Here is a 24,924-nt window from a genome sequence, read left to right as displayed (position 1 = left end):
GCAAGTTATTTATTAGATTGCTTTTCCCCTATTAAAAATTTTGCTGCATCAGAGTTGAATGTAAAGCTTAATAAACTTGAAGATTATTCTTTTAAACGTTCAAGTATTATTATCTGCTGAAAACAAATGATTGCTTAAACCCTTGATGATGCTTTAAATTGTAATAATATTACTCCATATTTCACTGATTTATAAATCTTTGCTTATGCAATTCGAGTGCAAGCTTTACTTTACAATGCAGCACAAATTTTAAAAGCCAGCATGTTATCTTAATATTTGATAATTGGTTAAGTACATGTGAGATTTTTAGAATGTTATTCTCAACATCTAGAATTTTTACTTCTTTTATAACGCAATAATTGGTTGCTGCTCAGCAGTTAACTTTACCAACTAGTTTTATTCAGTGTAAGAATTTGCTATTGAAGTTAATGATTATTTTAATCATTAATAAATTCTAAATATTTCATATTTGTGATCTAGATCAAATTATTTAATCAAAAAATTAAGTGTCAATAAAAAATGAACGTTATATATTTGTTTTGTATATCTTTATTTTACTAAAATTTTATACTAAATAATTATCAAGAGGACTTATTTATGGCTTTAATTCCGGTTATTCCCGTCGAACTAACTGATAATCTTGCTCAAGATAAATCATTAGTGATCAAATTAATGGCAGAAAACAGTAACGAGTATTTAAACAATGTCACACAATTTTTCCAAGATCTTATGAATCATGAAAAAGAAATGGATACAGATGTACTAACAGATATTGCTTTGCCTCATGCTAAAAGTGGCGCAGTGAAAACACCATTTATTGTGGTAGGTAAGTATAATCCAGGAATAATTTGGAATAATGAAAATAAAGTTAAGTTAGTAGTAATGATTGGCGCTCCAGAAAATGCGGATAAAGAGCATTTGACAATAATTGCTAAATTGGCATCTAATTTGGCTGATGATGATTTTATTGAAGAACTGTTAAATAGTGATATTCAAACTGTAGCAAAATTAATTCGAGGTTTATATGAGTAAAGAATCGCTAAAAAATAAAAAAATTGTGGCCATATGTGCCTGTACAGCGGGTATGGCTCATACTTATATTGCTAAACAAAAAATTGAAAATGAAGCTAAAAAACGAGGATGGGATTGTAAGGTCGAAACACAAGGCGCAGCAGGAATTGACAATGTTTTAACAGAACAAGATTTAAAAAGTGCTGATGTGATTTTGTTAGCAACAGATATTTCTATTGATAATGCTGAAAGGTTAGAACCTTTTAAAAATGTGATTAAGGTGAGCACCGGTGAAGCGGTTAAAAACACGGTTAATATTTTTAACAATGCTGAAGCACTATCATCTAAAAAAGAAGTTAAGGAGAGTATTGGAAAAGAAATATTTAGGTCATTAAATACTGGTATCAGTAAATTTTTACCAGTTATTATTGCTTCAGGTATTCTTTTTTCAATAGTGTTAATGACTGGTCATGTAACTGGTGACACTATTTTACCAAGTAATCAATTCTTTGCCGATTTACAGCAAGTTGCGTTTTATGGCTTTTCAATGATGGTACCTGTGCTTGCGGCATATATGGCTTATTCGATTGGTGGAAATGCCGCTTTAGCTCCAGCATTTATTATGGGATATGTAGTAAATAATCCAATTGGTGCTAATCATGTAAGTACAGGCTTTATTGGTGCTATGATTTTCGGTGTTTTAATTGGTTATTTTGTAAAATGGTTTAAAACAGTTAAAGTCCATCCAGTTATTGCCTCGGTTATGCCTGTTATGATTATTCCAACTGTGACCTTATTAGTTATGGCTCCTATTTATATTTATGGCTTGTCATATCCGCTAGATTGGTTTGTAAAAGCGATGGTCGAAACTTTAAAAGGCATGTCTGAAGTTAATGCGGCATTTTTAGGTATAGGAATTGGTGTTCTTGCAGCGCTAGATATGGGCGGACCATGTAGTAAAGCAGCTACAGCTTTTACATTAGCAGCTATGGCAGAAGGTGTTTACGGTCCTAATGGTGTATTTCGTATGTGCTGTGCAATTCCTCCTTTAGGATTGGCTATTTCTTCTTTGATTGTGTCTCGCTCTAAATATACTAAGGAAGAAAAAGAGTTTGGTATTACTGCGTTCTTTTTATCCCTAGCTGGTATTACAGAAGGGGCGATTCCATTTGCGGCTAAAGATCCAAAACGCGTTATTATTGCGATCGTTGTTGGTACAGCGGTTGCGGGAATGCTAGGCATGATTAATGGTATTGATTCATTAGTTGCATTTGGTGGTTTAGTTGCGTTAGGTGGTGTAACCAAAGGTGCATTATGGTATGTCATTGATATGTTTATCGGAGCATTTATTATTGCTGCGATTTTAAATTTTTCTCGAAAACCAGCAGTGGAAGGCGATGTTATTGTTGATGCTGATTAATCATTGAAAAATTACCCCGACTAATAGGCGGGGTAATAAAGTTTTAACGATTATTAGGCGTGTTGATAAACTGTTTTCCCTCCAACAATCGTCGTTAATACTTTGACATTTTGAATATCCGTTGCTGGAATGGTAAATGGATTACGATCTAAAATAATTAAATCTGCAAATTTTCCTTTTTCTATAGAGCCTATATAATCATCTTGTTTTAACACATAAGCGGCGCCAATTGTTGCACAGCGTAGGACTTCGGTTGCTGTTAAATTGCGGTCACTATTTAAACGAGGGTGCTGTGCGTCAATTTGTCTGGTCATAGCGATTTGGAAATCATACCATTCATTAAGTGGATCAATTGGCCAATCGCTACCAAACGCACAGGTGACTCCAGCATCTATATACTGACCGTGGGCTTCTAAACCATTATAGCGTTCGGCACCAAATAAGGTTTCGTATTGTTCTACCATTGCTGAGCTACAGCCTGCCCATTGGAATGAAAATACTACACTGGTTTTCAATTGTTTATAACGAGCAAATTGATGCATAGCACTGAGTTCATTATGTGCAGTGCTAGGACGAATATCTGCATCTGGTAGTGTTTTTCGCATTTTTTCAATCGCGTTAAGAACAACTTCAATTGCTCCTTCGCCAACAGTATGCATGTGAGGATGAAATCCAGCTTTAGATGATTCCAGTATTAATGCATCTAACATCTCTGTTGAATAATATAGATCACCGAGGCGATCTTTTTCATTTTCTAATTGATAAGGTTTTAGTAAGCGAGCTGTCATTAATGGTGCTTGCATCACTCCATCGACAAATAATTTGGTATGCGATACTTTTATACCTGGTTTAGGTTGCCAGTTTTTATCATCATAACGCTTAGCAAATTGTTTAACGCGATCAATAACAGCAGGAATATCTTCAATAGAACCAACATCATCAGGTGGTAATTCACGTGCACCAAATAAACGTATTGAGAGCTGATCTTGTTGTTGTAATTTTAGAAATGCATCGGCTTGTGTTTCAGTGATGCGTGCATCCATAACTGACGTTACACCTTGCTTATTTAATTCAGTTTGTGATAATTTAGCTATGTTTACTGCTTGTTCATCGGTAATTTTAGAGATGCTGTCAAATGCGCGCATAGCAGGGGCATCTTCTAATATACCGTTTAATTCGCCATCTTCAGTGCGTCCAATTTTTCCATCAGAAGGCTCTGGCGTATTACGGTCAAGTCCAAATTTTTCTAAAGCAATGCTATTAGCAACAAGCGTATGACAATCATTTGAAAACAGAATTACAGGGCGCGTGGTATTAAGTTTATCAAGATCAAAGCGGGTAATGTCGGTTCCGATTGGTAACACTTCTTGGCGTAACCAACCACGAACTTGTAACCAATTTTTACTATTGTCTGCGGAATCATTATCTAAATATTCTTGAATAATGGCTAAGGTAGTATCAACAGTTAAACTTTGATAATTTAAATTACATGATGATAATTGCATACCGCCCCAAAAGGTATGTAGATGAGCATCAATTATGCCAGGCATCATTGTTTTACCTAGTAGATCATGAATTATTGTACAATTATCAACATATTGGGAGTTATTTATCTCTTGTGTGGTACCAGTTGCAATAATATAGCCATTTTTAATTGCAAGCGCTTCACAAACGGTATCATGCTCGTCTGCAGTGTAAATGTAACCATTAATATAAATAACATCGGCTTTTGCCATTATTTGTAATTCCTTAAGTAGAAGTTCAAAATGATAGACGAACGATAGCAGATTTATAAAAAATTTGTCAAATGCAATAATTTTCTTTATTGTGTGTCAAGATTATGCTACAACTAACATATTTAGTTACAGCGTCACAAGGTGAGCTTATGAAATATCAACAATTAGAAAACCTTGAATGCGGTTGGAAGTGGCACTATTTAGTAAAAAGACATTTAGAAGGGGAGCCTATCACTCGTTATGTTGAAAAGAGTGCAGCTCAACAAGCCGTAAATGAACTATTGTTATTAGAACACAAACCGACAGCCGTCGTTGATTGGATTAAGCAGCATTTAAATCCCGATTTAGATAACCGCATGAAGCAAACCATTCGGGCGCGACGAAAACGACATTTTAATGCCGAGCAGCAAAATACACGTAAAAAGTCTATTGATTTAGAATTTCTAGTCTGGCAAAGATTAGCTAATTTAGCTAAACGCCGGGGATGTACGTTGTCACAAACAATTACACAATTAATTGAAGATGCAGAGCAAAAAGAGCAGTATGCAAGTAAAGTGTCGACAATTAAAGATGATTTACTGTCATTACTTGATGTTAATTTAGACAGTAAATAACTTAAACTACAGGATAAATAGGTTTAATTATGGGAAAATCCCTTGTTATTGTGGAATCACCAGCAAAAGCAAAAACAATTAATAAATATCTTGGTAAAGATTTCGTGGTTAAATCAAGCGTGGGGCATATTCGAGATCTTCCAGTTAGTGGTAGTAGCCACCGCAATGAAAAAACCAGCAAAGATAAAGCCGAGAAGAAAGTAAAACGATCTGAAAAGCAGATCTTAGTCGATCGTATGAGTGTCGATCCTTATAATGGTTGGAAGGCTCATTATGAAATTTTACCCGGTAAAGAGCGGGTAGTTGATGAGCTTAAAAAATTAGCCAAAGATGCTGATATGATTTATCTCGCAACCGACTTGGATAGAGAAGGGGAAGCCATCGCGTGGCATCTAAAAGATGTTATTGGTGGTGATGATGATAAATATCGACGTGTTGTATTTAATGAAATCACTAAAACTGCGATTCAAAATGCGTTTAAGCATCCTGCTATGCTTGATATGGATCGTGTTAATGCTCAGCAGGCACGCCGATTTATGGACCGCGTAGTTGGTTTTATGGTGTCGCCATTACTTTGGAAAAAAGTAGCAAGAGGTTTGTCAGCTGGTCGAGTCCAATCCGTTGCGGTACGATTAGTTGTTGAACGTGAACGTGAAATCCATGCCTTTATTCCTGAAGAGTATTGGGAGCTCTATGCTGATTTAAAAACAGCTAATCAAGAAAAACTAACAATGCAAGTTACGCATTATAAAGATGATGCGTTTGAACCGAAAGATCGGGTTGCTATTGATATTGCTTTAGCAGAGCTAAATAATAAACAATATCAAGTAACCAATATTGAAGAAAAGCCAACTAAAAGTAATCCAACTGCGCCATTTATTACGTCGACTTTACAACAAGCTGCAAGTACTCGCCTTGGCTTCGGGGTGAAAAAGACAATGATGTTAGCACAGCGTTTATACGAGGCAGGTTATATTACTTATATGCGTACCGACTCTACAAATTTGAGTCAAGACGCATTAACGATGGTCCGAGATTATATTGGTGAAAATTATGGTGATAAATATCTACCAAAATCACCGAATGTTTATACCAGTAAGAAAAACTCACAAGAAGCGCACGAAGCTATTCGTCCTTCTGATGTTAATATACAAGCTACAAGTCTGAGTGATGTTGAGGTTGATGCTGTTAAGTTATATCAACTAATTTGGCGTCAATTTGTTGCTTGTCAAATGACATCAGCTGAATATAACTCAATTACTGTTACTGTTAAAGCTGGGGATTTTACTTTAAAAGCAAAAGGTCGTACTTTACGTTTTGATGGTTGGACAAAAGTACAATCTCAGTTGAGTAAAAACAATGAAGATAAAATGTTACCCGCTGTATCTGTCAACGATATTTTAGAGTTACTTAGCTTAAATCCAGATCAACATTTTACTAAACCACCTGCTCGTTACAATGAAGCTTCTTTAGTAAAAGAGTTGGAAAAACGAGAAATTGGTCGCCCTTCTACTTATGCAACGATCATTTCAACTATTCAAGATCGTGGATATGTACGATTAGATAATCGTCGTTTTTACGCAGAAAAAATTGGTGAAATTGTTACCGATAGATTAAGTGAAAATTTTAATGATCTTATGAGTTATGATTTTACCGCTCGTATGGAACATGCACTTGATGAGATCGCTAATAAAAAACAAGAATGGCGCGAAGTTTTAGATCAATTTTTTGAAGATTTTAGCCAGCATCTTGAAATCGCTGAACAAGATCCAGATCATGGTGGAATGCAATTAAATCCTTTAGTTTTAACACCAGAAATTAAATGTCCTAATTGTGGTCGTGAAATGGGGATTAAAACTGCAGGAACCGGCGTGTTTTTAGCTTGTTCTGGTTATGCATTACCGCCAAAAGAGCGTTGTAAGCAAACAATTAACTTAATTCCAGAACATGAAACCTTAAACATTTTGGAAGAAGCTGAAACAGCTGAAACCAACGCTTTAAGAGCACTTAAGCGTTGCCCTAAATGTCATACCGCTATGGATAGTTATCTGCTTGATAATGAGCGTAAGCTACATATTTGTGGTAATAATCCTATTTGTGATGGTTCTTTGGTTGAAAAGGGTACATTTAAAGTAAAAAGTTATGATGGGCCCATTATCGAATGTGAAAAATGTGGATCAGAAATGCACCTAAAATCAGGTCGTTTTGGACTCTATATGGGCTGTACTAATCAAGATTGTAAAAATACACGTAAAATCTTGAAAAATGGTGATGTGGCTCCTCCTAAAGAAGATCCAGTTGATTTGCCTGAATTACAATGTACTAAATCAGATGCACATTTTGTCCTTAGAGATGGTGCATCAGGTATATTTTTAGCAGCGCATAATTTCCCAAAATCACGGGAAACTCGTGCACCATTAGTTGAAGAGTTACAACGCTTTAAATATCGTTTACCAGAAAAATTTATTTATTTAACTGAAGCACCAAGCCATGATCCAAATGGTAATCCAAGTATTGTTCGTTATAGCCGAAAGAATAAAGAACAGTATGTTACTTCTGAAGTTAACGGCAAATCTACTGGTTGGGTCATGCAATATGTTCATGGTAAATGGGTTAATAGTAAAAAATAGGTAATAACACTTAATCATTTTATAAAGAATAGCTCAGGTTCAGTAGCTGTTTAATATAAAAAGCCGTTTATGTGGTAAGGTGTGAAGGGAATTACCTTAAAAAACCCCTTTCCTCAAGTTTTTTTTGAGAAAAGGGAAAGGTATATAGTTAAAGGAGCCTTTGTCATGAAGTTGCAACAGCTGCGTTATATTGTTGAGGTTGTTAATAATGATCTCAATGTATCGCTTACTTCTGAAAAACTTTATACCTCTCAACCTGGAATAAGTAAGCAGATTAAATTATTGGAAGATGAGCTAAATGTACAAATCTTTACCCGTGTAGGTAAACATCTTTCAGAAGTTACACCAGTTGGTGAGCAGATTATAGCTTTAGCCCGTGATATTTTAAATAAAGCACAAGATATTAAAATTTTAGCTAAAGAGTTTAGTCAACCAAATCAAGGCTCATTAACGATAACAACCACTTATACTCAAGCTCGTTATACTTTACCTCTTGTTATCCAACAATTTATGCAACAGTACCCGAGTATCACTCTTCATATGGAACAAGGGTCATCTCCTCAATGCCTGATGCAAGTACAAACTGGACAAGCTGATTTTGCTATCGTGACCGATTTATCAGATCTTAGTGATGATATGATTGCATTACCTTGTTATCATTGGAACCAAGCTGTCATTGTCATGAAAGATCACCCTTTAGCTAAAAGCAGTTTAGTTACAATTGATGAGCTATCTAAATATCCATTAGTTAGTTATGATTTTTCTAATGATGGTTCCGATCTTAATCAGGCATTTATTAAAGCTAATCAAGTCCCAAATATTGTATTTAGCACTACTGATGCTGATTTGATTAAAACCTATGTCAAATTAGGTGTTGGTGTTGGCATTGTGGCTAAAATGGCGGTTGATGAAAGTTCAGATTGTGAATTTGTGGTGCTAAATGCCGGCCATATATTCCCTTACAGTACAACTTATATCGTCTTTGCGCGATCTCTGTTCTTACGTAATTATATGTATGATTTTATTAGTCAATTTTCTCCACATTTAAATAGACAAACAATAGATAAAATTAGTCTTTGTGAAAACAATGTAGCAGTGCAAGCTATGTTTAATGGAGTTAAATTACCTGTTAGATAAACCGATAGGTCATTTTGAAATGTATTTTAAGAAACCAAGCTCAAAGATTGTGCCTCGCTTGGTTTCTTTTTTATATTATTTATGTCTAGCTTTTAAAATGCCAATCACATCTTGGAGTGATAGATTTTGATCCTGTAGTAAGACTAATAGATGGTAAATCAAATCTGCTGATTCATTTTTCAATTCTTCTTTATCTCGTACAGTGGCAGCAAGGGCGGTTTCTACACCTTCTTCTCCGACTTTCTGAGCAATACGCTTAGTACCATCATGATAGAGTTTTGCAGTATAAGAGGTGTTAGGATCAGCTTGCTTACGAGAGCCAAGTAATTGTTCTAAATCGTATAGAAAGCCCCATTCAGTTTTAGAATTCTTAAAGCAGCTGTTTGTTCCAGTATGACAAGTTGGTCCAATCGGATTGACTAAAATTAACAGCGTATCGTTATCACAATCGGTTGAGATATTAACCACGTTTAAAAAGTTGCCTGAGGTTTCGCCTTTGGTCCATAAACGTTGTTTAGTCCGAGAATAAAACGTTACTTTTCCGCTATTTAGGGTTTGAGCTAAAGCTTCCTGATTCATATAGCCCAGCATGAGCACTTCACCAGAAATATAATGCTGAATAATAACTGGCATTAAATTATCGACTTTTTGCCAATCAAGTGATTTTGTATCTATCTTTATTTGGGAATGTTGAGTTAACATAATCGTATTTCTACTCCATGTTGAGCTAAATATTGTTTAAGTTCGCCAATATTAATAATTTGTTTATGAAAGACTGAAGCCGCTAAAGCACCATCAACATTAGTTTCTTTAAAAGCTTGTAAAAAATGCTCCATAGTACCCGCACCGCCAGAAGCAATCAGTGGTACTTGGCAAACTTCTCTAATCGTTTTAAGTTGCTTAAGATCATAACCATTACGAACACCATCTTGGTTCATCATATTCAATACAATTTCACCGGCACCTCGCTTTTGGACCTCTTGAACCCAATCAATTGTATTCCATTTGGTGGCTACAGTTCGCTTTTCATCACCGGTAAATTGATAAACGTGATAACTATCTGAATCTTTATCATACCAAGTATCAATCCCTACCACGATACATTGCACACCAAAGCAATCAGCTAATTGAGTAATCAAGTTTGGGTTAGCTAAAGCAGGTGAGTTGATTGAAATTTTATCTGCCCCATAAGTTAAAATCTGCCCAGCATCTTCAACCGTTTTTATACCACCAGCAACACAAAAGGGTATGTCAATAACTTGAGCAACTTTAGCCACCCAACTTTTATCAACCACACGCCCATCAGATGAAGCAGTGATATCATAGAAAACCAGTTCATCTGCACCTTCTTCCGCATAGCGTTTAGCTAATGGTACAATATCACCAATGATTTCGTGATTACGGAATTGCACGCCTTTAACAACTTGACCATTACGAACGTCCAAGCAAGGTATTATCCTTTTTGCCAACATGAAATTGCCTCCTGAACTGTAAATTTACCTTCTAGTAATGCCCGACCCACAATGACACCAGCAACACCACTGTCTTTTAAGTCCTTTACATCGTTCAACTGTCCGATTCCACCAGAAGCTTGAAAATCAATAGTTGGGTATTTTTTGCTAATTTCTTGATATAAGCTTATGTTAGAACCAGTTAATGTACCATCTTTTGAAATGTCAGTACAAAGGACATGTTTTAAGCCATAAGGTAAGTAATCCTCAATTACTTGTTCTAAAGTTTGCTTAGAATCTTCTTGCCAGCCATGAATAGCGACATTTTTATTGCCATATTTGTCAATACGAACATCCAATGCTAATACCAAAGATTCAGGTCCATAATTTTCAAACCATTTTTTTACTAATTTGGGATCTTTAATTGCAGTTGAACCGATAACAACTCGTGTTGCACCAGCAGAGAGAAGGGCTTTAACATCATCTTCACTGCGAATTCCTCCTCCAACTTGTACTGGAACTTGGACACCATTAATCAGTGTTTTAATTAATGTGATTTGCCGAGCTTTTGGATCTTTAGCACCTGTTAAATCAACTAAATGTAGTAATTTAGCTCCTTGCCTCTGATAGTCTTGTAATCGAGCTAAAGGATCATTACCATAATCACGTTTTTGTTCATAATCACCCTGGTGTAATCGAACCACAGTGCCATCAATTAAATCCAGAGCAGGAATAATAATAGGGTAAACTGCCATTTTTACATCTCCAAAAAGTTCTTTAGTAATTTTGCACCGGCTGAGCCAGAACGCTCTGGATGAAATTGCACACCGTAAAAGTTGTCTTTTTGTACGGCAGCTGTAAAGCTTTCGCCGTAATTGGTTTCTGCGATAGTTGATGAGCATAATGGTAAGGCGTATCCATGTACAAAGTAAAAATAAGCACCATTAGGAATATCTCGGAATAAATGGTGGCCAGCTTTAGGGTTAACTTGATTCCACCCCATATGCGGTAGTGGTAGTCCACAATCAGGAATTTCAGAGACTTTTTCGTGAATGATACCTAACGTATGGACATGCCCTTCATTACTATAATCGGCCAAAAGTTGCATACCAAGGCAGATGCCTAATACAGGTTGGGTGCAAACTTTTATCAGCTCGATTAAATTCCGTTCTTTTAACTTTTTCATTGCTGCAGATGCGGAACCCACACCCGGTAAAAAGAGTTTATCCGACTCAAGCACAATATCAGGCTCAAGACTAATAATTGGATTATAGCCTAGTCGTTGTATTGCGTATTTTACTGATGAAAGATTTGCACAGCCTGTATCGAGAATGACAATTTTCATCTATAGCACTCCTTTCGAACTAGGTAATCTATCACTTTCAATTTTAATTGCTTGTTTAAGTGTTCGAGCAAATGCTTTAAATAAGCTCTCGATTCTATGATGATCATTATTTCCTGATGTTTCAATATGTAAGGTGATCCCCATAGCATAAGTTAAAGAGTAGAAGAAATGCTCTACCATTTGTGTACTCATATCTCCAACTTTAGGATCACTAAATTGTGCCGAAAATACAAGGTAAGGGCGACCAGAAATATCTATTGCACATTTTGCTAAACATTCATCCATTGGAATAACTGATGCATAGCGTGTGATTCCACGTTTATCTCCAAGAGCTAGTTTTAGCGCTTCACCTAAAGCAAGGCCAGTATCTTCAATGGTGTGATGATCATCAACATGAAGATCACCTTCAACTTGGATATTGAGTTTAATGCCACCATGAGTAGCAATTTGATCGAGCATATGGTCAAAAAAACCAATACCTGTATTAATTTGGCTACCACCTTGTCTATCTAACCAAACCTCAACTAAAATCTTAGTCTCTTTGGTGTTTCTTTCGACTTTTGCATAACGATCTGCTGTGGTTAAACGTTGAGCTATTTCGTTCCAATTAAGATTTACTGGATCATAACGTAACCCTTTTATTTGCATATTTTCTGCAAGCTGGATATCAGTGACCCTGTCACCAATTACATAGCTATTTTGTTTGTCTAAGTTGCCATTCATTAAATAAGGAAGCACCAGTTTTAGTTTAGGTTTACGGCACTCACAATTGTCCTCAGGAAAATGTGGACAAATTAAAACTTCTTCAAATCTGACGCCTTGTGATTCAAATATTTGCATCATTAAGTTATGAGGGCCATCAAATTTGGCTTGTGGATAGCTGCTGGTGCCTAAACCATCTTGATTGGTCACCATAACTAATTTATAACCAGCAGCTTGTAATTTAAGTAATGCGGGTATCACATTAGGTTCAAATTCAAGTTTTTCGAAACTATCAACTTGAAAATCGATAGGAGGTTCAACAATTAATGTTCCATCACGATCGATAAATAAATATTTTTGTAACATACTTGCTCCTATAATATGGCTTTAAGTGCTGTTATTACTGCTTCACATTCAGCTTGGGTACCAATCGAAATTCGAACAAAACCATCTTGACCAATTGATTTACTTTGGTCACGCAATATAATGCCTTCATTCCAAAGTTTATGAAATACATCCTTATTATTCTGAAATTTAACACATAAATAATTTGATTCACTAGGATAAACTTTTTCGACTATAGGCAGTGCTGAAAGATGCTTAGCCAGCTTTTCTTTTTGATTATTCAGATTGATGACATGCAATCTCATCGTATTAATACCGTCTTTACTCAATGCCTGAGTGGCAATGTCAGCTACAGGTGTAGCTAATGGATATGGAGCGATCACTTTTTGTAACGCGTCGATTACTGGCTTATTAGCTAAAGTAAATCCACAACGTAAACCGGCAAGTGCAAATGCTTTTGATAAGGTGCGTAAAATCACTAAGTGAGGAAAGTCTTTAAGCCAACTGACTACCGTTGAATTAGGCGAAAACTCAATATAAGCCTCATCAATCACAACTAGCGCTCGATCTTCGGCTATATTAAGTAATGTTTTAATATCATCTTGATTGATTAAATTACCAGTGGGATTATTTGGTGAACAAACATAGATTAATTTAACACTATCAATATTTTGCTTAATTCCTTCAAGATCAAGTTGCCAATCTGATTTGGTCGGTACAGTTTTAGTTTTTATTCCTAAAGTTTCAGCACTGACTTGATACATACCATAAGTTGGTGGACAGTAAAGTATTGTATCTGTATCAGGCTCACAAAAAGCACGCATTAACAGTTCTATCGCTTCGTCAGCACCGCGACTAACTATCACTTGATCAGGTCGAACTCCTGCATACTGCGCATAACCATTTATAACATGTTCAGGCTGTGCTTCTGGATAACGGTTTAATGTTTGTTCTGTTAACTGATAATTGGGGGCAACAGGGTATTCATTGGCATTTAACCACACGTCACCTTTACCACCAATACGCCTGGCTGATTGATAAGGTGTCAACTTTTGTACGTTTTTTCTGACTAATTGATTAATATCCATTTTATCCACCTATTATTTATTATCAGCATTAAGTTTAGCTAAGCGAATCGTTACCGCATTTTTGTGTGCAGTCAGTTGCTCAGCTTGTGCCATTAGCTCAACTGCTGTACCTATTGCTTTCAATCCATCAGGCGTTAATTTTTGTACAGTCATCCGTTTTTGAAAATCTGGTAACCCGAGGCTTGAATAAGTTGAGGTATAACCATAAGTAGGTAATACATGATTTGTACCTGATGCATAATCGCCAGCAGACTCTGGTGACCAATCACCGATAAATATTGAACCGGCACTATTAATTTTATCGACCAGTTGATCCGCATTTTTAGTTTGAATAATTAAATGCTCAGGCCCATAACGATTGCTGATATCTACACATTCTTCTAAATCATTGGTTACTATAAGTCGGCTTTCTTTCAACGCTTTTTCAGCAATATCTTGGCGCGATAGTTGCATAAGTTGTTTATCAACCTCAATCGAAACTTCCTGTGCAATCTTCTCATCAGGAGTGAGTAGTACAACTTGTGAATCCGGTCCATGTTCAGCTTGAGAAAGTAAATCAGCAGCTATAAAAGATGGATTAGCAGAACTATCGGCGATGACCAATACTTCAGAAGGGCCTGCTGGCATATCAATAGCTGCACCATCAAGACGTTGGCTTACTTGACGTTTGGCTTCAGTAACATAAGCATTACCCGGGCCAAATATTTTATCGACTTTTGGAACTGACTCGGTACCTAATGCCATTGCAGCAATCGCTTGTGCCCCACCTAGTTGATAGATTTCTGTTACACCACAAAGATCGGCAGCATATAAAATTTCGTCTGCAATTGGGGGAGGTGAGCATAAAATCACTTTACGACAACCAGCAATTTTGGCTGGAATAGCGAGCATTAAAACAGTTGATAATAAAGGAGCAGAACCACCAGGTATATAAAGACCAACTGAATCAATAGGTCTGGTCACTGATTGGCATTGAATACCTGGCATAGTTTCAACTGTTATGGTCGGTCTTACTTGCGCTTGATGGAATTTTTTAATATTGCTCACAGCTAATTGCATTGCCTGTTTTAAATCCGTTGTGACACGACTAATTGCTGTTTTTATCTCATCTTCAGTCAATTTAATTTGATTGGTTTGAGTTTTATCATATTTACTACTCAATGCTTTGAGGGCTTGGTCACCATTTTGTTTAACCTGTGTCAAAATATCTTTAACCACTTGGCTAATAGAATCTGAGGCAGCAATTGCCGGGCGAGTTAATAATTCTGCTTGCTGTTCTTTAGAACAATTTTGCCAATAAGAAAGCTTCATTTGATTACTCCATCATTTTTTCAATTGGTAATACAAGGATTGAACTAGCACCTAATGCTTTTAGTTTTTCCATGGTTTCCCAGAATAATGACTCAGTACTAACCATGTGTAATGCTACCCGATTTTGTTCACCGGTTAATGGTAAAATAGTTGGATTTTCTGCACCAGGTAATAGCGAAACAACTTGATCTAAAACTGCTGTTGGAGCGTGAAGCATAATATATTTAGATTCACGAGCTTGAATTACACCTTGAATTCGAGTCATCACTTTATCGATTAGGGCTTGTTTAGTGCAGGACATTTCACCTTCACGTTGAATTAAGCATGCTTTAGATTTATAAATGACTTCTATTTCTTGTAAACCATTGGCCTCAAGAGTTGCACCACTTGATACCAAATCACAAATTACATCAGCTAAACCAGCTCGAGGAGCCACTTCAACAGAACCATTAAGCAAACAAGTTTTAAAACTTACATTATATTGAGAGAGATAACGGCGGAGTAGGTGAGGATAAGTTGTTGCTACACGCAAATTATTTAAGCACTCGGGACCTGTATAGTTAAAGTCACGAGGGGCGGCAATAGATAAACGACATCCTCCAAAATCAAGTCTACGTAATTTTTTATATTGTGGATTATAACCTTCAGCTTGCCTATCTAGAACTTCTTCTTCTAAAACATTTTCGCCTACAATACCAATATCAACTACGCCATCAATCACAAGGCCTGGTATATCGTCATCACGAACGCGTAAAATATCAATTGGCATATTTTCAGCGAAAGCAATTAGACGTTGCTCTTGTAGATTAATTTTGATACCACACTGAGCTAGTAATTTTTTTGACTCATCACTTAAACGTCCTGATTTTTGCATTGCTATACGTAAACGTGAATTATCCAACATGTTATTCTCCCTAAATAAAATTATTAACCACAAACAAAAAACCCTCGGAAGTTTGATCTTCCGAGGGTTCTCTATTTGCTTTTGCGAAATCACCGGAAGACCATTTGTCTTCCAGCACCAATCGCCTGAAGACTATTCAGGAATGATGGTGATGATGGTGTTTAGTCATACAAAAACAATTCATAAAAATTAAAACCTTTAAATTTAACTGTTGTACAAAATATAACAGAAACGATTAATGAGCAATAGCTTTTTGTTAATTTATTGAAATAAATTGTAAGCAAGCGATTATTATTAACCATAATGACTTATCAAATATAAATATTTAATCATTTATTTTTACGATTAATTATAAGATTTGTTTTAACTTATGGCTGACTTTATAACGACTATAATCAGCAATTTTATTTAAGAAGTTCTCTAGACTATTATTTTCAAAGTGGCAGACAATCATATAACAACCATCACCAGTAATTTTGTAAAATTCGGAAACCTCATCAAAAGATTTTACTAACTTTTCAAACGATTCAAATTGATTTGAATTCATATAAATAGTAATAAATTGTAATTGAGATTTTTGCTCTTTAATGGTGAATTTTTCGATAATATGATTATTTAATAACTCTTGCACACGTTGACCAACTGCTTGGCTTGACAAGAATACCTTCTCTCCAATCTCTCGCCAAGATTGACGACTATTCTCTTTTAACTCATTTAATATAGCGCGATCTTTTTTATCCATATTTTCATTTTGAAAGCGAACTGCTGTTAATTCCTTCAATTTACTATGTTATTTAAAAGTTAATACCTGCAGAATAATAACATAAAACATTATAAAGGAGAGCAAAATGACGCAAGCATTAATAATTATTGATGTGCAAAATGATTATTTCCCTGAGGGAAAATACCCATTAAATAATACCGAACAGACGTTGAAATATATTTTAAAGTTACAAAATTATTTCCGTCAAAAGCAATTGCCGATTATTTATATACAGCACGTTAATCAAGATGTTAATGCCGCTTTTTTTGTAAAAAATAGCTACGGAAGTCAGTTACATTCTAAATTACTTCCTCTTGAAGAGCATAATGAATTTATTGTTCAAAAAGCATATCCAAATAGCTTTTACCAAACTCATTTACAACAGAAGTTAGAGCAATTAGGTATATCACAATTAGTGATTTGTGGAATGATGAGTCACATGTGTGTTGATTCCACTACACGCTGCGCATTTGAACTAAATTATCAACCAATTTTGATTCATGATGCTTGTACTACTCGTGATCTTAACTTTAATGACAATATAATTGCTTCACAAATAGTTCATGATAGTTTTATGTCTGCATTAATGCGATTTGCAACAGTAAAGAAGTGTGAATCATTTATACAAAAAATTTAATGAAGTGAAATAAATAAAACACTATTTTAAACTTTAATAATTGAAGTAAATATTCTTATTTTTGACATTAATATTTATCTGTGATAATACTGGCTAATTAAAAATAATTTAATATTAATTAGTATTTTATAGGTGTTTTACATGTTTCAATCCATTGATGTGCATCATGTAGCAAGAGAGGTTATTATATTATTATTCTTGTTGCCAATCTTTTATTTCTTTTATGTTTTTTCATTCATAACTATCTTTGTAAGAATGAATCGAATTATTAGAGCAATTCTAGCAACTATAATTTTGGCTTTAACTGTTTATATTTCAATCAATGCTAATTTGGAGTTTTTTATATTTTTTCTTTCAGCCATTGTTTTTCCGCTAATAATTCGTTTTTGCCAATCAGAAACAAAAAAATATTTTGGTTCAAGAAATAAATTAGCTTCTCTATTCAGTTATATATTATTACCATTATTTTGTACTTTCTTTTGGCCGACTTATTTAATCATAGTACCTGGCGTGACTAAGTATTTAGAAAATAGACCAAGTAGCGAGTGCAAAAAAAATGGACGTTTAGTTGAACTGTCTAAAGATGCAATCTTACGTATTTATCCTAATTCTAAATATTCACCATTTTGGGTTATTGAAGGATATAATAGTGCTAATGTTTCAGAAAGAAAATTTTGCGAGAAGTTTTCTAATGATGTAGCTCATAAAATTGATAAAATTAGTGATATTAGAATTGACTCGAGTGATATTTGCCTTCATCCAACATCCAAAGCATTAACTGCTTATTGCAATAATATAAAAAATGAAAATTTACAATTTAACAATTTAGATATTGATTTTTTTAGAACTAATAAGAATAGCTCTGATGACAGTTCATTTAAAATATTTCAAGAAAACTTAGAGTATGCAAAAAGTAAAGAAAAATGTGATTATTGTTATAATAAATTTATAGAGAGTAATCAATTTGACAATAATATAGTTCTGTATAGATTTAAAAATAATAATATTCTAATTGTTCCCCAACCAAATTGGTTACCTATTCAATCTGAACCATTAGTAATTAAATGTTCAATTGATAAGGATTTTGGATGTCATTATATTTATGAATATAAAGGGGATTTTAAAGTATCACTTCACTATGAATTTATTAATCATGATAATAAAGCCAATTATGGAGAGGAACCCATTTACAACCAAGAGTTCATTGATAAATATTTAGAAGGCGCTCAAAAAGCCGCTTTAGTAGTTGAAGATTTTATTGAGAGTCTAAGTGACAAGCAAGATATGGTGGATTGAGACTTTAGTTAAATAGTTTCAAATTACTTGCCGATTGATGTTAGTTTATATTTTAAGGATTGATTTCAGATAAAGCTTTCAATGCTTAGATAAATTTACCCAGAATATACATATTATAGTTTTCTTATTATTAATAAATAAACAATCAAAAAATTGTAGCGTAATATGTTTAATAAAATAGATCATATAAACATAACTGGTTTAAATAAAATATAATTATCTGAATGTTAAGATAGGGAAGAGTAATAAACAATATCGATAGGAAAACTAAGCCATTATTAAAACTAGATTGAACTATTTATTTAAGCGATAAATCAAAGTTAGAGGAAAGGTAATCATTTTTACCTTTCCTAGAAATTTAACATATTATGACTCGATAATTTGTGGATATTTTTTACCAGATAGAACACTAAATCTGCCGGTTCCAAGCAATGAAAGACTAAAAGCAGTTAAAGACATAAATGCTGGATATTCCCAACCACCACCTGGATTAGTAAATGACCAACCATTAGCCCAATGCACAATAGTTATTATTGCTAGTTGAAAAAAGGCAATTAATGCAACAGCGCGAGTTAGAATACCTAATAGCAACAATGCACCGCCACCAATTTCAAAAACGATTACAATATAAGAAAAGAACCCAGGAAAACCAAGAGTGTGAAAATACTCTGCGGTACCTTCTGGTGTTAGAACAAGTAATTTAGTAAAACCATGAGCTAAAAACATCATACCTAAAGCAATTCGTAATACGAAAGCAGCTACATCAGTTTGATATTCTTTCATTGTGTGTTTCCTATATTAAGTTAACAAAATAATAAAAATCTTATATATCTATTACTTATTTGAAACATAGGATACTGCATGTGAGATTGTCTCACAGTTAACAATCAATAGTAAAGGAACATTAAAATATTAAAGTTCTTCTTATCAATATGAATTAATACTATTAATTGCGATAAAATAGCGGTGCGACTAATGTCGCACCGGTATTACTTACTTATTGTTGGTGTCGAATAGAATTGGTATTTAAATTTGTTTGCCTAAATTATGTTTCTAAACATTCAAATTTTATTGGGTAACATTATATATCAAAAATGAGACTTTAGTCTCATTTTTTTAAAATATTTCACAATTAATAATTTATTATTTAGAATGAAAGAAATGGCGCAAAATTAATATAAGTCAAAAAACAGTGTTATGAACAAATCTGAAACTAGTTCTTTGAACAACTTTACAAGTCTTAAAAAAAAGAATTATGAGCGATTGATAGAGATTGCCTTAGACTCATTAGAAAATGGCATTGAACCAACGATTACTGAGTTAGCTGATAAATCAGGAATCTCAAGGTCGACTGCTTATCGCTATTTTCCAACACAAAATGATCTGATATCGGCTGTAGTTAATCGTTCACTTGATCCTATTTTACAATGGCATACAGACGAACAAAATATAAACCAAAGAGTTAATGAATTCATATCGTTTGCTTATACTGAAATGATAAAACATGAAGGTGCTATAAGAGCGACGATGCGATTATCTTTGCAACAATGGGCGAATGAGCGTTCTAAATTAGCACCTAATACAACAAAACGAGTACGGGAAAATCGTAAAGAGGTAATTTCGAAATTATTACAACCGTTACAATCACAGCTTAGTGAAGAGCAATATAATAAAGTCATTTATACCATATCAATCATCTGTGGTTCGCAAATAACGGTTTTAAAAGATGTTTGGAATTTAGATGATTCATATATTATATCGCTTTCTCAATGGATAGCTAACGCTATCATTAATCAAGCGAAAAATGATGCTAACACTTAACGTGTTTTTTCCTATTCCTTTCTAAGTTTTTAAAACGAAAAATCATTCAAAACACTGCCATATTAGACAGTGTCTTTCTTTTATAACTGTAAATTTTAGAAACAGATATTTTTTTAATGGTATTGAATTGGTTGTTGGTTTTGTTCATCGTGAACTAAAAACAAACAGGTATTGCTAGTTAAAACGGCTTGTTGTAAACGCAGTTTATCTTTCTCATTAAGATCATTAACACATGCAACTACATAACTACAGGTTTTACTTTGTAATGCTTTCTCAATAGTAGATACTAAATTTTCATTATTCAAATTAGCTAAATGAACAACTTTTTCTTTATCAAGTCCAGCAGTATTCACCCATGAACGTTTTAGCATCGGACGATCTGATAGCCATAATTGCCATTTTTTCTCTTTATTAAATGAACGTAATAAAGGTCTCTGTTGTTGTAACACCTGTTGAAAAGGTGTTTCAAAATTGATAGCCATAAGTTGTGGTGAAGAATGTTCAATAAGCATAAAAACCTCGATACTGTTTGTATATACAGTGTATATTAATACAGTAATTTTAGGTTGTAAATACTATTTGTGATCATTTTTTATATTGTTTTGGATTAATATACCTTCATGAACGAAAAAATTGATAGGTAAAAAAGCCTAAAAATGTCATTAAAACTGAGCCAGTAACATGAACTGCAATGGTCGCTAATCCCCAACCAATACGACCTTCTTGAAGAAAGTTAACAATTTCAGCCGAAAACGTTGAAAAAGTAGATAACCCACCACAAAAACCTGTAATTATCAGCAATCGCCACTCAGCAGAAAGATTTGCATGATTAAAAAAAGCAATTGCAAAACCAATAATATAACCAGCGATCAAATTAGAAAATAATGTACCTAAAGGAATAGCAAAAGCAATGACATTTAATTTTAACGATAAGAACCAGCGAAGCAATCCTCCGAAAACTGAACCGATTGAAATAGCTAAAATAAGTTTCAACATAAATGGGCAACCTTTAAATCATAAATTAAATCCGATCATATCAGTAGAGCATCCAATTGAATATCTTTTTGAAGATAAAATCATTCATTTATTAAATATTCGATTTCAATCGTTATTATTTTTTACTGGTTTGCGCTAAAATATTTAGCTAAATGATTAAATATAAAGGTTATGATAATGTTTACAGGAATCGTACAAGGTGTTGGTCAGATTATTTGTATCACAGATCGAGACAAATTAAGAACCTATAAAGTCAAACTTCCACACAACTTAACAAATAATATTGAAATCGGAGCATCAATAGCAAATGATGGCTGTTGCTTAACTGTAACCGGAATTGAAAATGATTGCGTAACCTTTGACATTATGCAAGAAACCCTTGCTTTAACTACTCTCGGCAATAAGAAGCAAAATGACTTTGTTAATATTGAACGAAGTGCTAAATATGGTGATGAAATTGGTGGGCATGTTATGTCTGGACATGTCTCTTGTACTGCAACCATTATCGATATCCAAAAAACAGCTACTAACTGTCAAATGACCTTAGCTATGCCTGAAAAATTTATGAAATATGTGCTATATAAAGGCTTTATTGGTATAGATGGCGCAAGTTTAACCGTTGGTGAGGTTAAAGATAACCATTTTAACATTCACCTGATCCCAGAAACCTTATCGATTACTACTCTGGATACCAAAAAAGTAGGGGATAGTGTTAATATCGAAATTGATTCACAAACTCAAGCTATTGTCGATACGGTTGAACGCGTATTAGCAAAATAAATGATTGAGCACAAAAGATTATTTAATAATGGTTTATTGCAAAATAATATACTTTTTATTGAAATAAAAGCAAACTATTAAAAGCATCAAACCATTATTATTGAATTAACTTATAACATAAGTTATTACAAACATTTATCTCTTCATATAAAATAAACTCAGCTATTTAATAAGATGAAAATATTAAAGGTATGCTTTACTATCTCAAATGAATCATCCAAATAATCATCATTCTTAATTTATTCATTAAAAAGAAGTATAAAATAGTAATTTCATGTCAAATGACTAAATGTATTACCTCATTATTAAGACCTTTATAATCATCTAGATTAAGAAAAATACCCCACTTTAAGATTGCTATTTACGCACTCAGACTTTTCAACATTGGTTATTATCACATTGGATTCCAGATTAATCTGGAAAAAAATGTAATCGTCTTATTTATTTATCTAACTATACTTTAAATCATCATGAAGGTATTACATACAGAAAAAGGAGTTGAGTAATGGAAAGACAGATCAAATTACTTAAACTACTTTTTAGCCAGTCAGAATTTAAACCGGCTGCTTTTTTTAGTTCAAAATTATTAATTTCAACTAAAACCGTATATTGCGATATTGAGAAACTAAACGAACGTTTAAAAACGATACCGAATATGGATATTCGAATCGAAAAGTCACCTCGTAACGGATTAATTTTATTAGGTCAAAAAACGGATATTGAAACAATAATTAATTATTTAGAACAAAAAAATAGTCACAGTTATTTTAATAAAAAATCACGGCGATTAAGCCCTGAATACCGTCGTTTAGATATTGTTAAACGAAGTTTATTAAACAGTGAAACCGTATCACTTGAACAATTATCTTTTGACTATTTAGTCAGTAAAACATCATTACACAAAGATATCGAATTTATTAATCGTGCGCTTGAGCAAGAAAATATCGTATTAACCGTCACCCACAAAGGAATTCATGTTGACGGTAATGAAAATCAAATTCAACGAGCGATTAAACATTTTCTCTCCTTATATATTCACAAACAAGATGACTATTATCTAAATCAATTGATGAAATCCTTTATTGGGGATGATTCGTTTGAACAGATAAATCGATTACTGTTTGAACGTTTTGAATCGGTCGTTGCACAATCTACTGAGCATTATTTATCTTCGCTACTGATATCAATTACCATACAACTTAAGAGATTGTGTTTGGGATATTCCATTCCTGAAGAAAATGATTTTTTATTTAATCATATTCGATATATGCAATCCTACTTAATTGCCTCGGAATTGGCAAAAACACTTGAGTCAACTTTTCAGGTGGCGTTTCCAACCAATGATATTAAATATTTAAGCAAACTGTTTTTTGCTCATCGAATCATTGATGAAAATATCATTGTTGATGACAGTTTTTATGAACAAATCATCTTTAGGATCATAAAAAAAATTGGTGACATTGAGAATGTAGATTTAACGGGTGATAGTAAATTGTTTCACTCTTTATTGTCACATTTTCCATCGATGATTACTCGTTTACAAAAGAAAATCCGTATTATAAATCCAATATTAGATGAGATAAAACAAGAATATTCTAAATTATTTAGTGTGTTATGGTATGCACTTTCAGACTTAGAACGTAAATTTGACATCCATTTAAATGATCATGAAATCTCATTTTTATTGATTCATTTTCAAATAGCTTTAGATAAAGCCGCGGATGCAAATAATATTGTCATTATTTGCCAATATGGATGCTCATCATCAAATTTAATTTTAAATAAAGTACGAAAACTTTTACCGTCGAAAGATAATATCGAAGTCTATTCTGTTTCAAAATTAAATTCGACCAAACTTAGTAATGTCGATTTAATCATCACTACACTTGATATCAACAACATTAATAAACCCATTGTCAAAATATCGTCATTATTAAACAATCAAGATTACCAAAATATTATCCAAGCTTACGCCAACTATGTTCTTAATAAACAACCCGATTTTTCAGACAATTACTATCCAACAACAGCTAAATTCGTTAAAGCAGATTTAATTGAATTAAACGTTGATATTCAACACAAAAATGAATGCCTTAACTTACTGATAAATAAGCTTGAAGAGAAAGGATTTGTAACTAAAAACTATCGTGATTCAGTGTTATATCGTGAAGAAATCGGTGATACCTCGATTGAAAACGGGATCGCTTTACCACATGGTTCACCAATGTTTGTTATCAAATCAAGCATATCAATCATGACATTAAAACAACCGATCAAATGGGGCATGATTGATGTCAGCATCATTATCATGGTTAGTCTTTCGGAGAACAATATTAATAGTATTAATGACGTTTTCACTGAAATTTATGAAATAGTCTCGAATAAACAGGCAATTTCATCCTTAAAAAATCTCACAAACTTTAAACAACTTAAACTATTTTTGGACAATCAAAGAGGAATCAAGAATGTACTTTGATCAGCATTTATGCCTATTCAATATTGAGGCAAAAACTAAAGAAGAGATCTTAACAACAATGGCACAAATGTTATTTTCACATGGAATTGTTAAACAAGACTATTTAGATGGAATTTTGCAAAGAGAAAAACAATATCCAACAGGATTATTAATTAATTCTGTCGGTTTTGCCATACCACACACTGATTCTTCAAAAGTTAATCAATCACAAATTTGCTTTGCATCCCTAAAAAATCCAATCATTTTTTCTGGTATGACTGATGATAAAGAACAAATCCCAGTCAAATTTATTTTTATGCTAGCAATGAAGCAGCCACATGAACAAATTGAGAATTTACAGAACCTTATTGGCTTATTTCAAAATGATGAGCAAATAAAATTATTAGAAAAGTGTCAATCAATTAACGAATTTACCTCTATCTTAAATAGCGCTGGCGTTAAATAGGGTGGATTAATTTTAT

24 protein-coding genes and 1 other annotated feature are annotated in these 24,924 nt (G+C 33.6%); of the genes, 11 read left to right on the top strand and 13 right to left on the bottom strand.

Annotated elements, in window-relative coordinates; all coding sequences use genetic code 11:
• The first annotated feature begins 597 nt into the window (after nt 1-597).
• Together J3U18_RS06675 and J3U18_RS06670 are read left to right on the top strand one after the other, a co-directional pair.
• Nucleotides 598-1,032 carry a PTS sugar transporter subunit IIA gene (locus J3U18_RS06675; RefSeq protein WP_065563482.1) on the top strand — a complete coding sequence of 145 codons (435 nt, stop codon included), beginning with the start codon at nt 598-600 and terminating at the stop codon, nt 1,030-1,032.
• Complete coding sequence (locus tag J3U18_RS06670) at nt 1,025-2,431, top strand: PTS fructose transporter subunit IIC (RefSeq protein ID WP_267353303.1); 1,407 nt, start codon at nt 1,025-1,027, stop codon at nt 2,429-2,431. The genes J3U18_RS06675 and J3U18_RS06670 overlap by 8 nt, the downstream gene beginning before the upstream one ends.
• A 53-nt stretch (nt 2,432-2,484) precedes the next feature.
• Here the strand turns inward: J3U18_RS06670 and J3U18_RS06665 are convergent, their stop codons facing one another.
• Nucleotides 2,485-4,167 carry an amidohydrolase gene (locus J3U18_RS06665; RefSeq protein WP_065563480.1) on the bottom strand — a complete coding sequence of 561 codons (1,683 nt, stop codon included), beginning with the start codon at nt 4,165-4,167 and terminating at the stop codon, nt 2,485-2,487.
• A 149-nt stretch (nt 4,168-4,316) separates the two neighbouring features.
• Here J3U18_RS06665 and matP point away from each other — a divergent pair, with 149 nt between their 5' ends.
• The 3 genes from matP to cysB all read left to right on the top strand — a co-directional run bounded on the left by matP (nt 4,317) and on the right by cysB (nt 8,548).
• On the top strand, nt 4,317-4,781 hold the full coding sequence (matP, locus tag J3U18_RS06660; RefSeq protein ID WP_065563479.1) for a macrodomain Ter protein MatP: 465 nt from the start codon (nt 4,317-4,319) through the stop codon (nt 4,779-4,781).
• Nucleotides 4,782-4,810: 29 nt separating this feature from the next.
• Entirely contained in the window at nt 4,811-7,411 is a 2,601-nt protein-coding gene (gene topA / locus J3U18_RS06655) for a type I DNA topoisomerase (protein ID WP_267330302.1), read from the top strand.
• Nucleotides 7,412-7,576: 165 nt separating this feature from the next.
• Complete coding sequence (gene cysB, locus J3U18_RS06650; RefSeq protein WP_267336883.1) at nt 7,577-8,548, top strand: HTH-type transcriptional regulator CysB; 972 nt, start codon at nt 7,577-7,579, stop codon at nt 8,546-8,548.
• A 75-nt stretch (nt 8,549-8,623) separates the two neighbouring features.
• Here cysB and hisIE read toward each other — a convergent pair whose 3' ends face one another.
• From hisIE to J3U18_RS06605, 9 genes are all read right to left on the bottom strand, one after another.
• Entirely contained in the window at nt 8,624-9,250 is a 627-nt protein-coding gene (gene hisIE, locus J3U18_RS06645; RefSeq protein ID WP_267353302.1) for a bifunctional phosphoribosyl-AMP cyclohydrolase/phosphoribosyl-ATP diphosphatase HisIE, read from the bottom strand.
• Entirely contained in the window at nt 9,244-10,020 is a 777-nt protein-coding gene (gene hisF, locus J3U18_RS06640) for an imidazole glycerol phosphate synthase subunit HisF (protein WP_065734876.1), read from the bottom strand. Before hisF ends, hisIE begins: the two co-directional genes overlap by 7 nt.
• Nucleotides 10,002-10,739 (bottom strand): 1-(5-phosphoribosyl)-5-[(5-phosphoribosylamino)methylideneamino]imidazole-4-carboxamide isomerase, encoded by a 738-nt coding sequence (hisA, locus tag J3U18_RS06635; RefSeq protein ID WP_416379896.1) that lies wholly within the window; start codon nt 10,737-10,739, stop codon nt 10,002-10,004. Before hisA ends, hisF begins: the two co-directional genes overlap by 19 nt.
• Nucleotides 10,740-10,756: 17 nt before the next feature.
• Complete coding sequence (hisH, locus tag J3U18_RS06630; protein WP_065563474.1) at nt 10,757-11,344, bottom strand: imidazole glycerol phosphate synthase subunit HisH; 588 nt, start codon at nt 11,342-11,344, stop codon at nt 10,757-10,759.
• The gene (gene hisB / locus J3U18_RS06625) at nt 11,345-12,412 is read right to left on the bottom strand and encodes a bifunctional histidinol-phosphatase/imidazoleglycerol-phosphate dehydratase HisB (RefSeq protein ID WP_267353301.1); all 1,068 of its coding nucleotides are present in this window, start codon (nt 12,410-12,412) and stop codon (nt 11,345-11,347) included.
• 8 nt (nt 12,413-12,420) lie between these two features.
• Entirely contained in the window at nt 12,421-13,479 is a 1,059-nt protein-coding gene (hisC, locus tag J3U18_RS06620) for a histidinol-phosphate transaminase (RefSeq protein WP_267338584.1), read from the bottom strand.
• Between the two features lie 12 nt (nt 13,480-13,491).
• Nucleotides 13,492-14,790 carry a histidinol dehydrogenase gene (hisD, locus tag J3U18_RS06615; protein ID WP_267353300.1) on the bottom strand — a complete coding sequence of 433 codons (1,299 nt, stop codon included), beginning with the start codon at nt 14,788-14,790 and terminating at the stop codon, nt 13,492-13,494.
• Between the two features lie 4 nt (nt 14,791-14,794).
• Nucleotides 14,795-15,694, bottom strand: a complete 900-nt coding sequence (hisG, locus tag J3U18_RS06610) for an ATP phosphoribosyltransferase (protein ID WP_065563470.1) — start codon at nt 15,692-15,694, stop codon at nt 14,795-14,797.
• Nucleotides 15,695-15,726: 32 nt separating this feature from the next.
• Nucleotides 15,727-15,852 (bottom strand) — a sequence feature (His leader region).
• Between the two features lie 191 nt (nt 15,853-16,043).
• Nucleotides 16,044-16,436, bottom strand: a complete 393-nt coding sequence (locus J3U18_RS06605; RefSeq protein ID WP_065563469.1) for an Lrp/AsnC family transcriptional regulator — start codon at nt 16,434-16,436, stop codon at nt 16,044-16,046.
• A gap of 106 nt (nt 16,437-16,542) precedes the next feature.
• Between J3U18_RS06605 and J3U18_RS06600 the strand changes: the two genes are divergently transcribed.
• The gene (locus J3U18_RS06600; RefSeq protein WP_267331988.1) at nt 16,543-17,094 is read left to right on the top strand and encodes a cysteine hydrolase family protein; all 552 of its coding nucleotides are present in this window, start codon (nt 16,543-16,545) and stop codon (nt 17,092-17,094) included.
• Nucleotides 17,095-17,235: 141 nt separating this feature from the next.
• Nucleotides 17,236-18,390 carry a hypothetical protein gene (locus J3U18_RS06595; protein WP_267353299.1) on the top strand — a complete coding sequence of 385 codons (1,155 nt, stop codon included), beginning with the start codon at nt 17,236-17,238 and terminating at the stop codon, nt 18,388-18,390.
• Between the two features lie 366 nt (nt 18,391-18,756).
• On the opposite strand, the gene J3U18_RS06590 is transcribed toward J3U18_RS06595, so the two are convergent.
• Nucleotides 18,757-19,173 carry a DoxX family protein gene (locus J3U18_RS06590; protein ID WP_065734870.1) on the bottom strand — a complete coding sequence of 139 codons (417 nt, stop codon included), beginning with the start codon at nt 19,171-19,173 and terminating at the stop codon, nt 18,757-18,759.
• A gap of 414 nt (nt 19,174-19,587) precedes the next feature.
• On the opposite strand from J3U18_RS06590, the gene J3U18_RS06585 reads away from it, so the two are divergent.
• Entirely contained in the window at nt 19,588-20,211 is a 624-nt protein-coding gene (locus tag J3U18_RS06585) for a TetR/AcrR family transcriptional regulator (protein WP_267353298.1), read from the top strand.
• 113 nt (nt 20,212-20,324) lie between these two features.
• On the opposite strand, the gene J3U18_RS06580 is transcribed toward J3U18_RS06585, so the two are convergent.
• A complete protein-coding gene (locus tag J3U18_RS06580) occupies nt 20,325-20,723 on the bottom strand; it encodes a cell division inhibitor SulA (protein WP_267331986.1) in 399 nt (132 codons plus the stop codon).
• 106 nt (nt 20,724-20,829) lie between these two features.
• Nucleotides 20,830-21,207 carry a fluoride efflux transporter CrcB gene (gene crcB, locus J3U18_RS06575; protein ID WP_065563463.1) on the bottom strand — a complete coding sequence of 126 codons (378 nt, stop codon included), beginning with the start codon at nt 21,205-21,207 and terminating at the stop codon, nt 20,830-20,832.
• Between the two features lie 177 nt (nt 21,208-21,384).
• On the opposite strand from crcB, the gene J3U18_RS06570 reads away from it, so the two are divergent.
• From J3U18_RS06570 to J3U18_RS06560, 3 genes are all read left to right on the top strand, one after another.
• On the top strand, nt 21,385-21,987 hold the full coding sequence (locus J3U18_RS06570; RefSeq protein ID WP_220226101.1) for a riboflavin synthase subunit alpha: 603 nt from the start codon (nt 21,385-21,387) through the stop codon (nt 21,985-21,987).
• Nucleotides 21,988-22,492: 505 nt separating this feature from the next.
• Entirely contained in the window at nt 22,493-24,463 is a 1,971-nt protein-coding gene (locus J3U18_RS06565) for a BglG family transcription antiterminator (protein WP_267353297.1), read from the top strand.
• Nucleotides 24,453-24,908 (top strand): PTS sugar transporter subunit IIA, encoded by a 456-nt coding sequence (locus tag J3U18_RS06560; RefSeq protein WP_267330310.1) that lies wholly within the window; start codon nt 24,453-24,455, stop codon nt 24,906-24,908. Before J3U18_RS06565 ends, J3U18_RS06560 begins: the two co-directional genes overlap by 11 nt.
• Nucleotides 24,909-24,924: the final 16 nt, after the last annotated feature.

This window comes from Gilliamella sp. B3482, from assembly GCF_026536805.1.
In the GTDB taxonomy this organism is placed as follows: domain Bacteria; phylum Pseudomonadota; class Gammaproteobacteria; order Enterobacterales; family Orbaceae; genus Gilliamella; species Gilliamella apicola_E.
The sequence above is the reverse complement of the archived record's forward strand: the minus strand, read 5'-3'. Positions and strand labels throughout refer to the sequence as shown.

What these genes read in the sequence shown, in the direction of transcription:
- J3U18_RS06675 (WP_065563482.1), top strand. Translation starts at nt 598, where the DNA reads ATGGCTTTAATTCCGGTTATTCCCGTCGAACTAACTGATAATCTTGCT.
- J3U18_RS06670 (WP_267353303.1), top strand. Translation starts at nt 1,025, where the DNA reads ATGAGTAAAGAATCGCTAAAAAATAAAAAAATTGTGGCCATATGTGCC.
- J3U18_RS06665 (WP_065563480.1), bottom strand. Translation starts at nt 4,167, where the DNA reads ATGGCAAAAGCCGATGTTATTTATATTAATGGTTACATTTACACTGCA.
- matP (WP_065563479.1), top strand. Translation starts at nt 4,317, where the DNA reads ATGAAATATCAACAATTAGAAAACCTTGAATGCGGTTGGAAGTGGCAC.
- topA (WP_267330302.1), top strand. Translation starts at nt 4,811, where the DNA reads ATGGGAAAATCCCTTGTTATTGTGGAATCACCAGCAAAAGCAAAAACA.
- cysB (WP_267336883.1), top strand. Translation starts at nt 7,577, where the DNA reads ATGAAGTTGCAACAGCTGCGTTATATTGTTGAGGTTGTTAATAATGAT.
- hisIE (WP_267353302.1), bottom strand. Translation starts at nt 9,250, where the DNA reads ATGTTAACTCAACATTCCCAAATAAAGATAGATACAAAATCACTTGAT.
- hisF (WP_065734876.1), bottom strand. Translation starts at nt 10,020, where the DNA reads ATGTTGGCAAAAAGGATAATACCTTGCTTGGACGTTCGTAATGGTCAA.
- hisH (WP_065563474.1), bottom strand. Translation starts at nt 11,344, where the DNA reads ATGAAAATTGTCATTCTCGATACAGGCTGTGCAAATCTTTCATCAGTA.
- hisB (WP_267353301.1), bottom strand. Translation starts at nt 12,412, where the DNA reads ATGTTACAAAAATATTTATTTATCGATCGTGATGGAACATTAATTGTT.
- hisC (WP_267338584.1), bottom strand. Translation starts at nt 13,479, where the DNA reads ATGGATATTAATCAATTAGTCAGAAAAAACGTACAAAAGTTGACACCT.
- hisD (WP_267353300.1), bottom strand. Translation starts at nt 14,790, where the DNA reads ATGAAGCTTTCTTATTGGCAAAATTGTTCTAAAGAACAGCAAGCAGAA.
- hisG (WP_065563470.1), bottom strand. Translation starts at nt 15,694, where the DNA reads ATGTTGGATAATTCACGTTTACGTATAGCAATGCAAAAATCAGGACGT.
- J3U18_RS06605 (WP_065563469.1), bottom strand. Translation starts at nt 16,436, where the DNA reads ATGGATAAAAAAGATCGCGCTATATTAAATGAGTTAAAAGAGAATAGT.
- J3U18_RS06600 (WP_267331988.1), top strand. Translation starts at nt 16,543, where the DNA reads ATGACGCAAGCATTAATAATTATTGATGTGCAAAATGATTATTTCCCT.
- J3U18_RS06595 (WP_267353299.1), top strand. Translation starts at nt 17,236, where the DNA reads ATGTTTCAATCCATTGATGTGCATCATGTAGCAAGAGAGGTTATTATA.
- J3U18_RS06590 (WP_065734870.1), bottom strand. Translation starts at nt 19,173, where the DNA reads ATGAAAGAATATCAAACTGATGTAGCTGCTTTCGTATTACGAATTGCT.
- J3U18_RS06585 (WP_267353298.1), top strand. Translation starts at nt 19,588, where the DNA reads ATGAACAAATCTGAAACTAGTTCTTTGAACAACTTTACAAGTCTTAAA.
- J3U18_RS06580 (WP_267331986.1), bottom strand. Translation starts at nt 20,723, where the DNA reads ATGCTTATTGAACATTCTTCACCACAACTTATGGCTATCAATTTTGAA.
- crcB (WP_065563463.1), bottom strand. Translation starts at nt 21,207, where the DNA reads ATGTTGAAACTTATTTTAGCTATTTCAATCGGTTCAGTTTTCGGAGGA.
- J3U18_RS06570 (WP_220226101.1), top strand. Translation starts at nt 21,385, where the DNA reads ATGTTTACAGGAATCGTACAAGGTGTTGGTCAGATTATTTGTATCACA.
- J3U18_RS06565 (WP_267353297.1), top strand. Translation starts at nt 22,493, where the DNA reads ATGGAAAGACAGATCAAATTACTTAAACTACTTTTTAGCCAGTCAGAA.
- J3U18_RS06560 (WP_267330310.1), top strand. Translation starts at nt 24,453, where the DNA reads ATGTACTTTGATCAGCATTTATGCCTATTCAATATTGAGGCAAAAACT.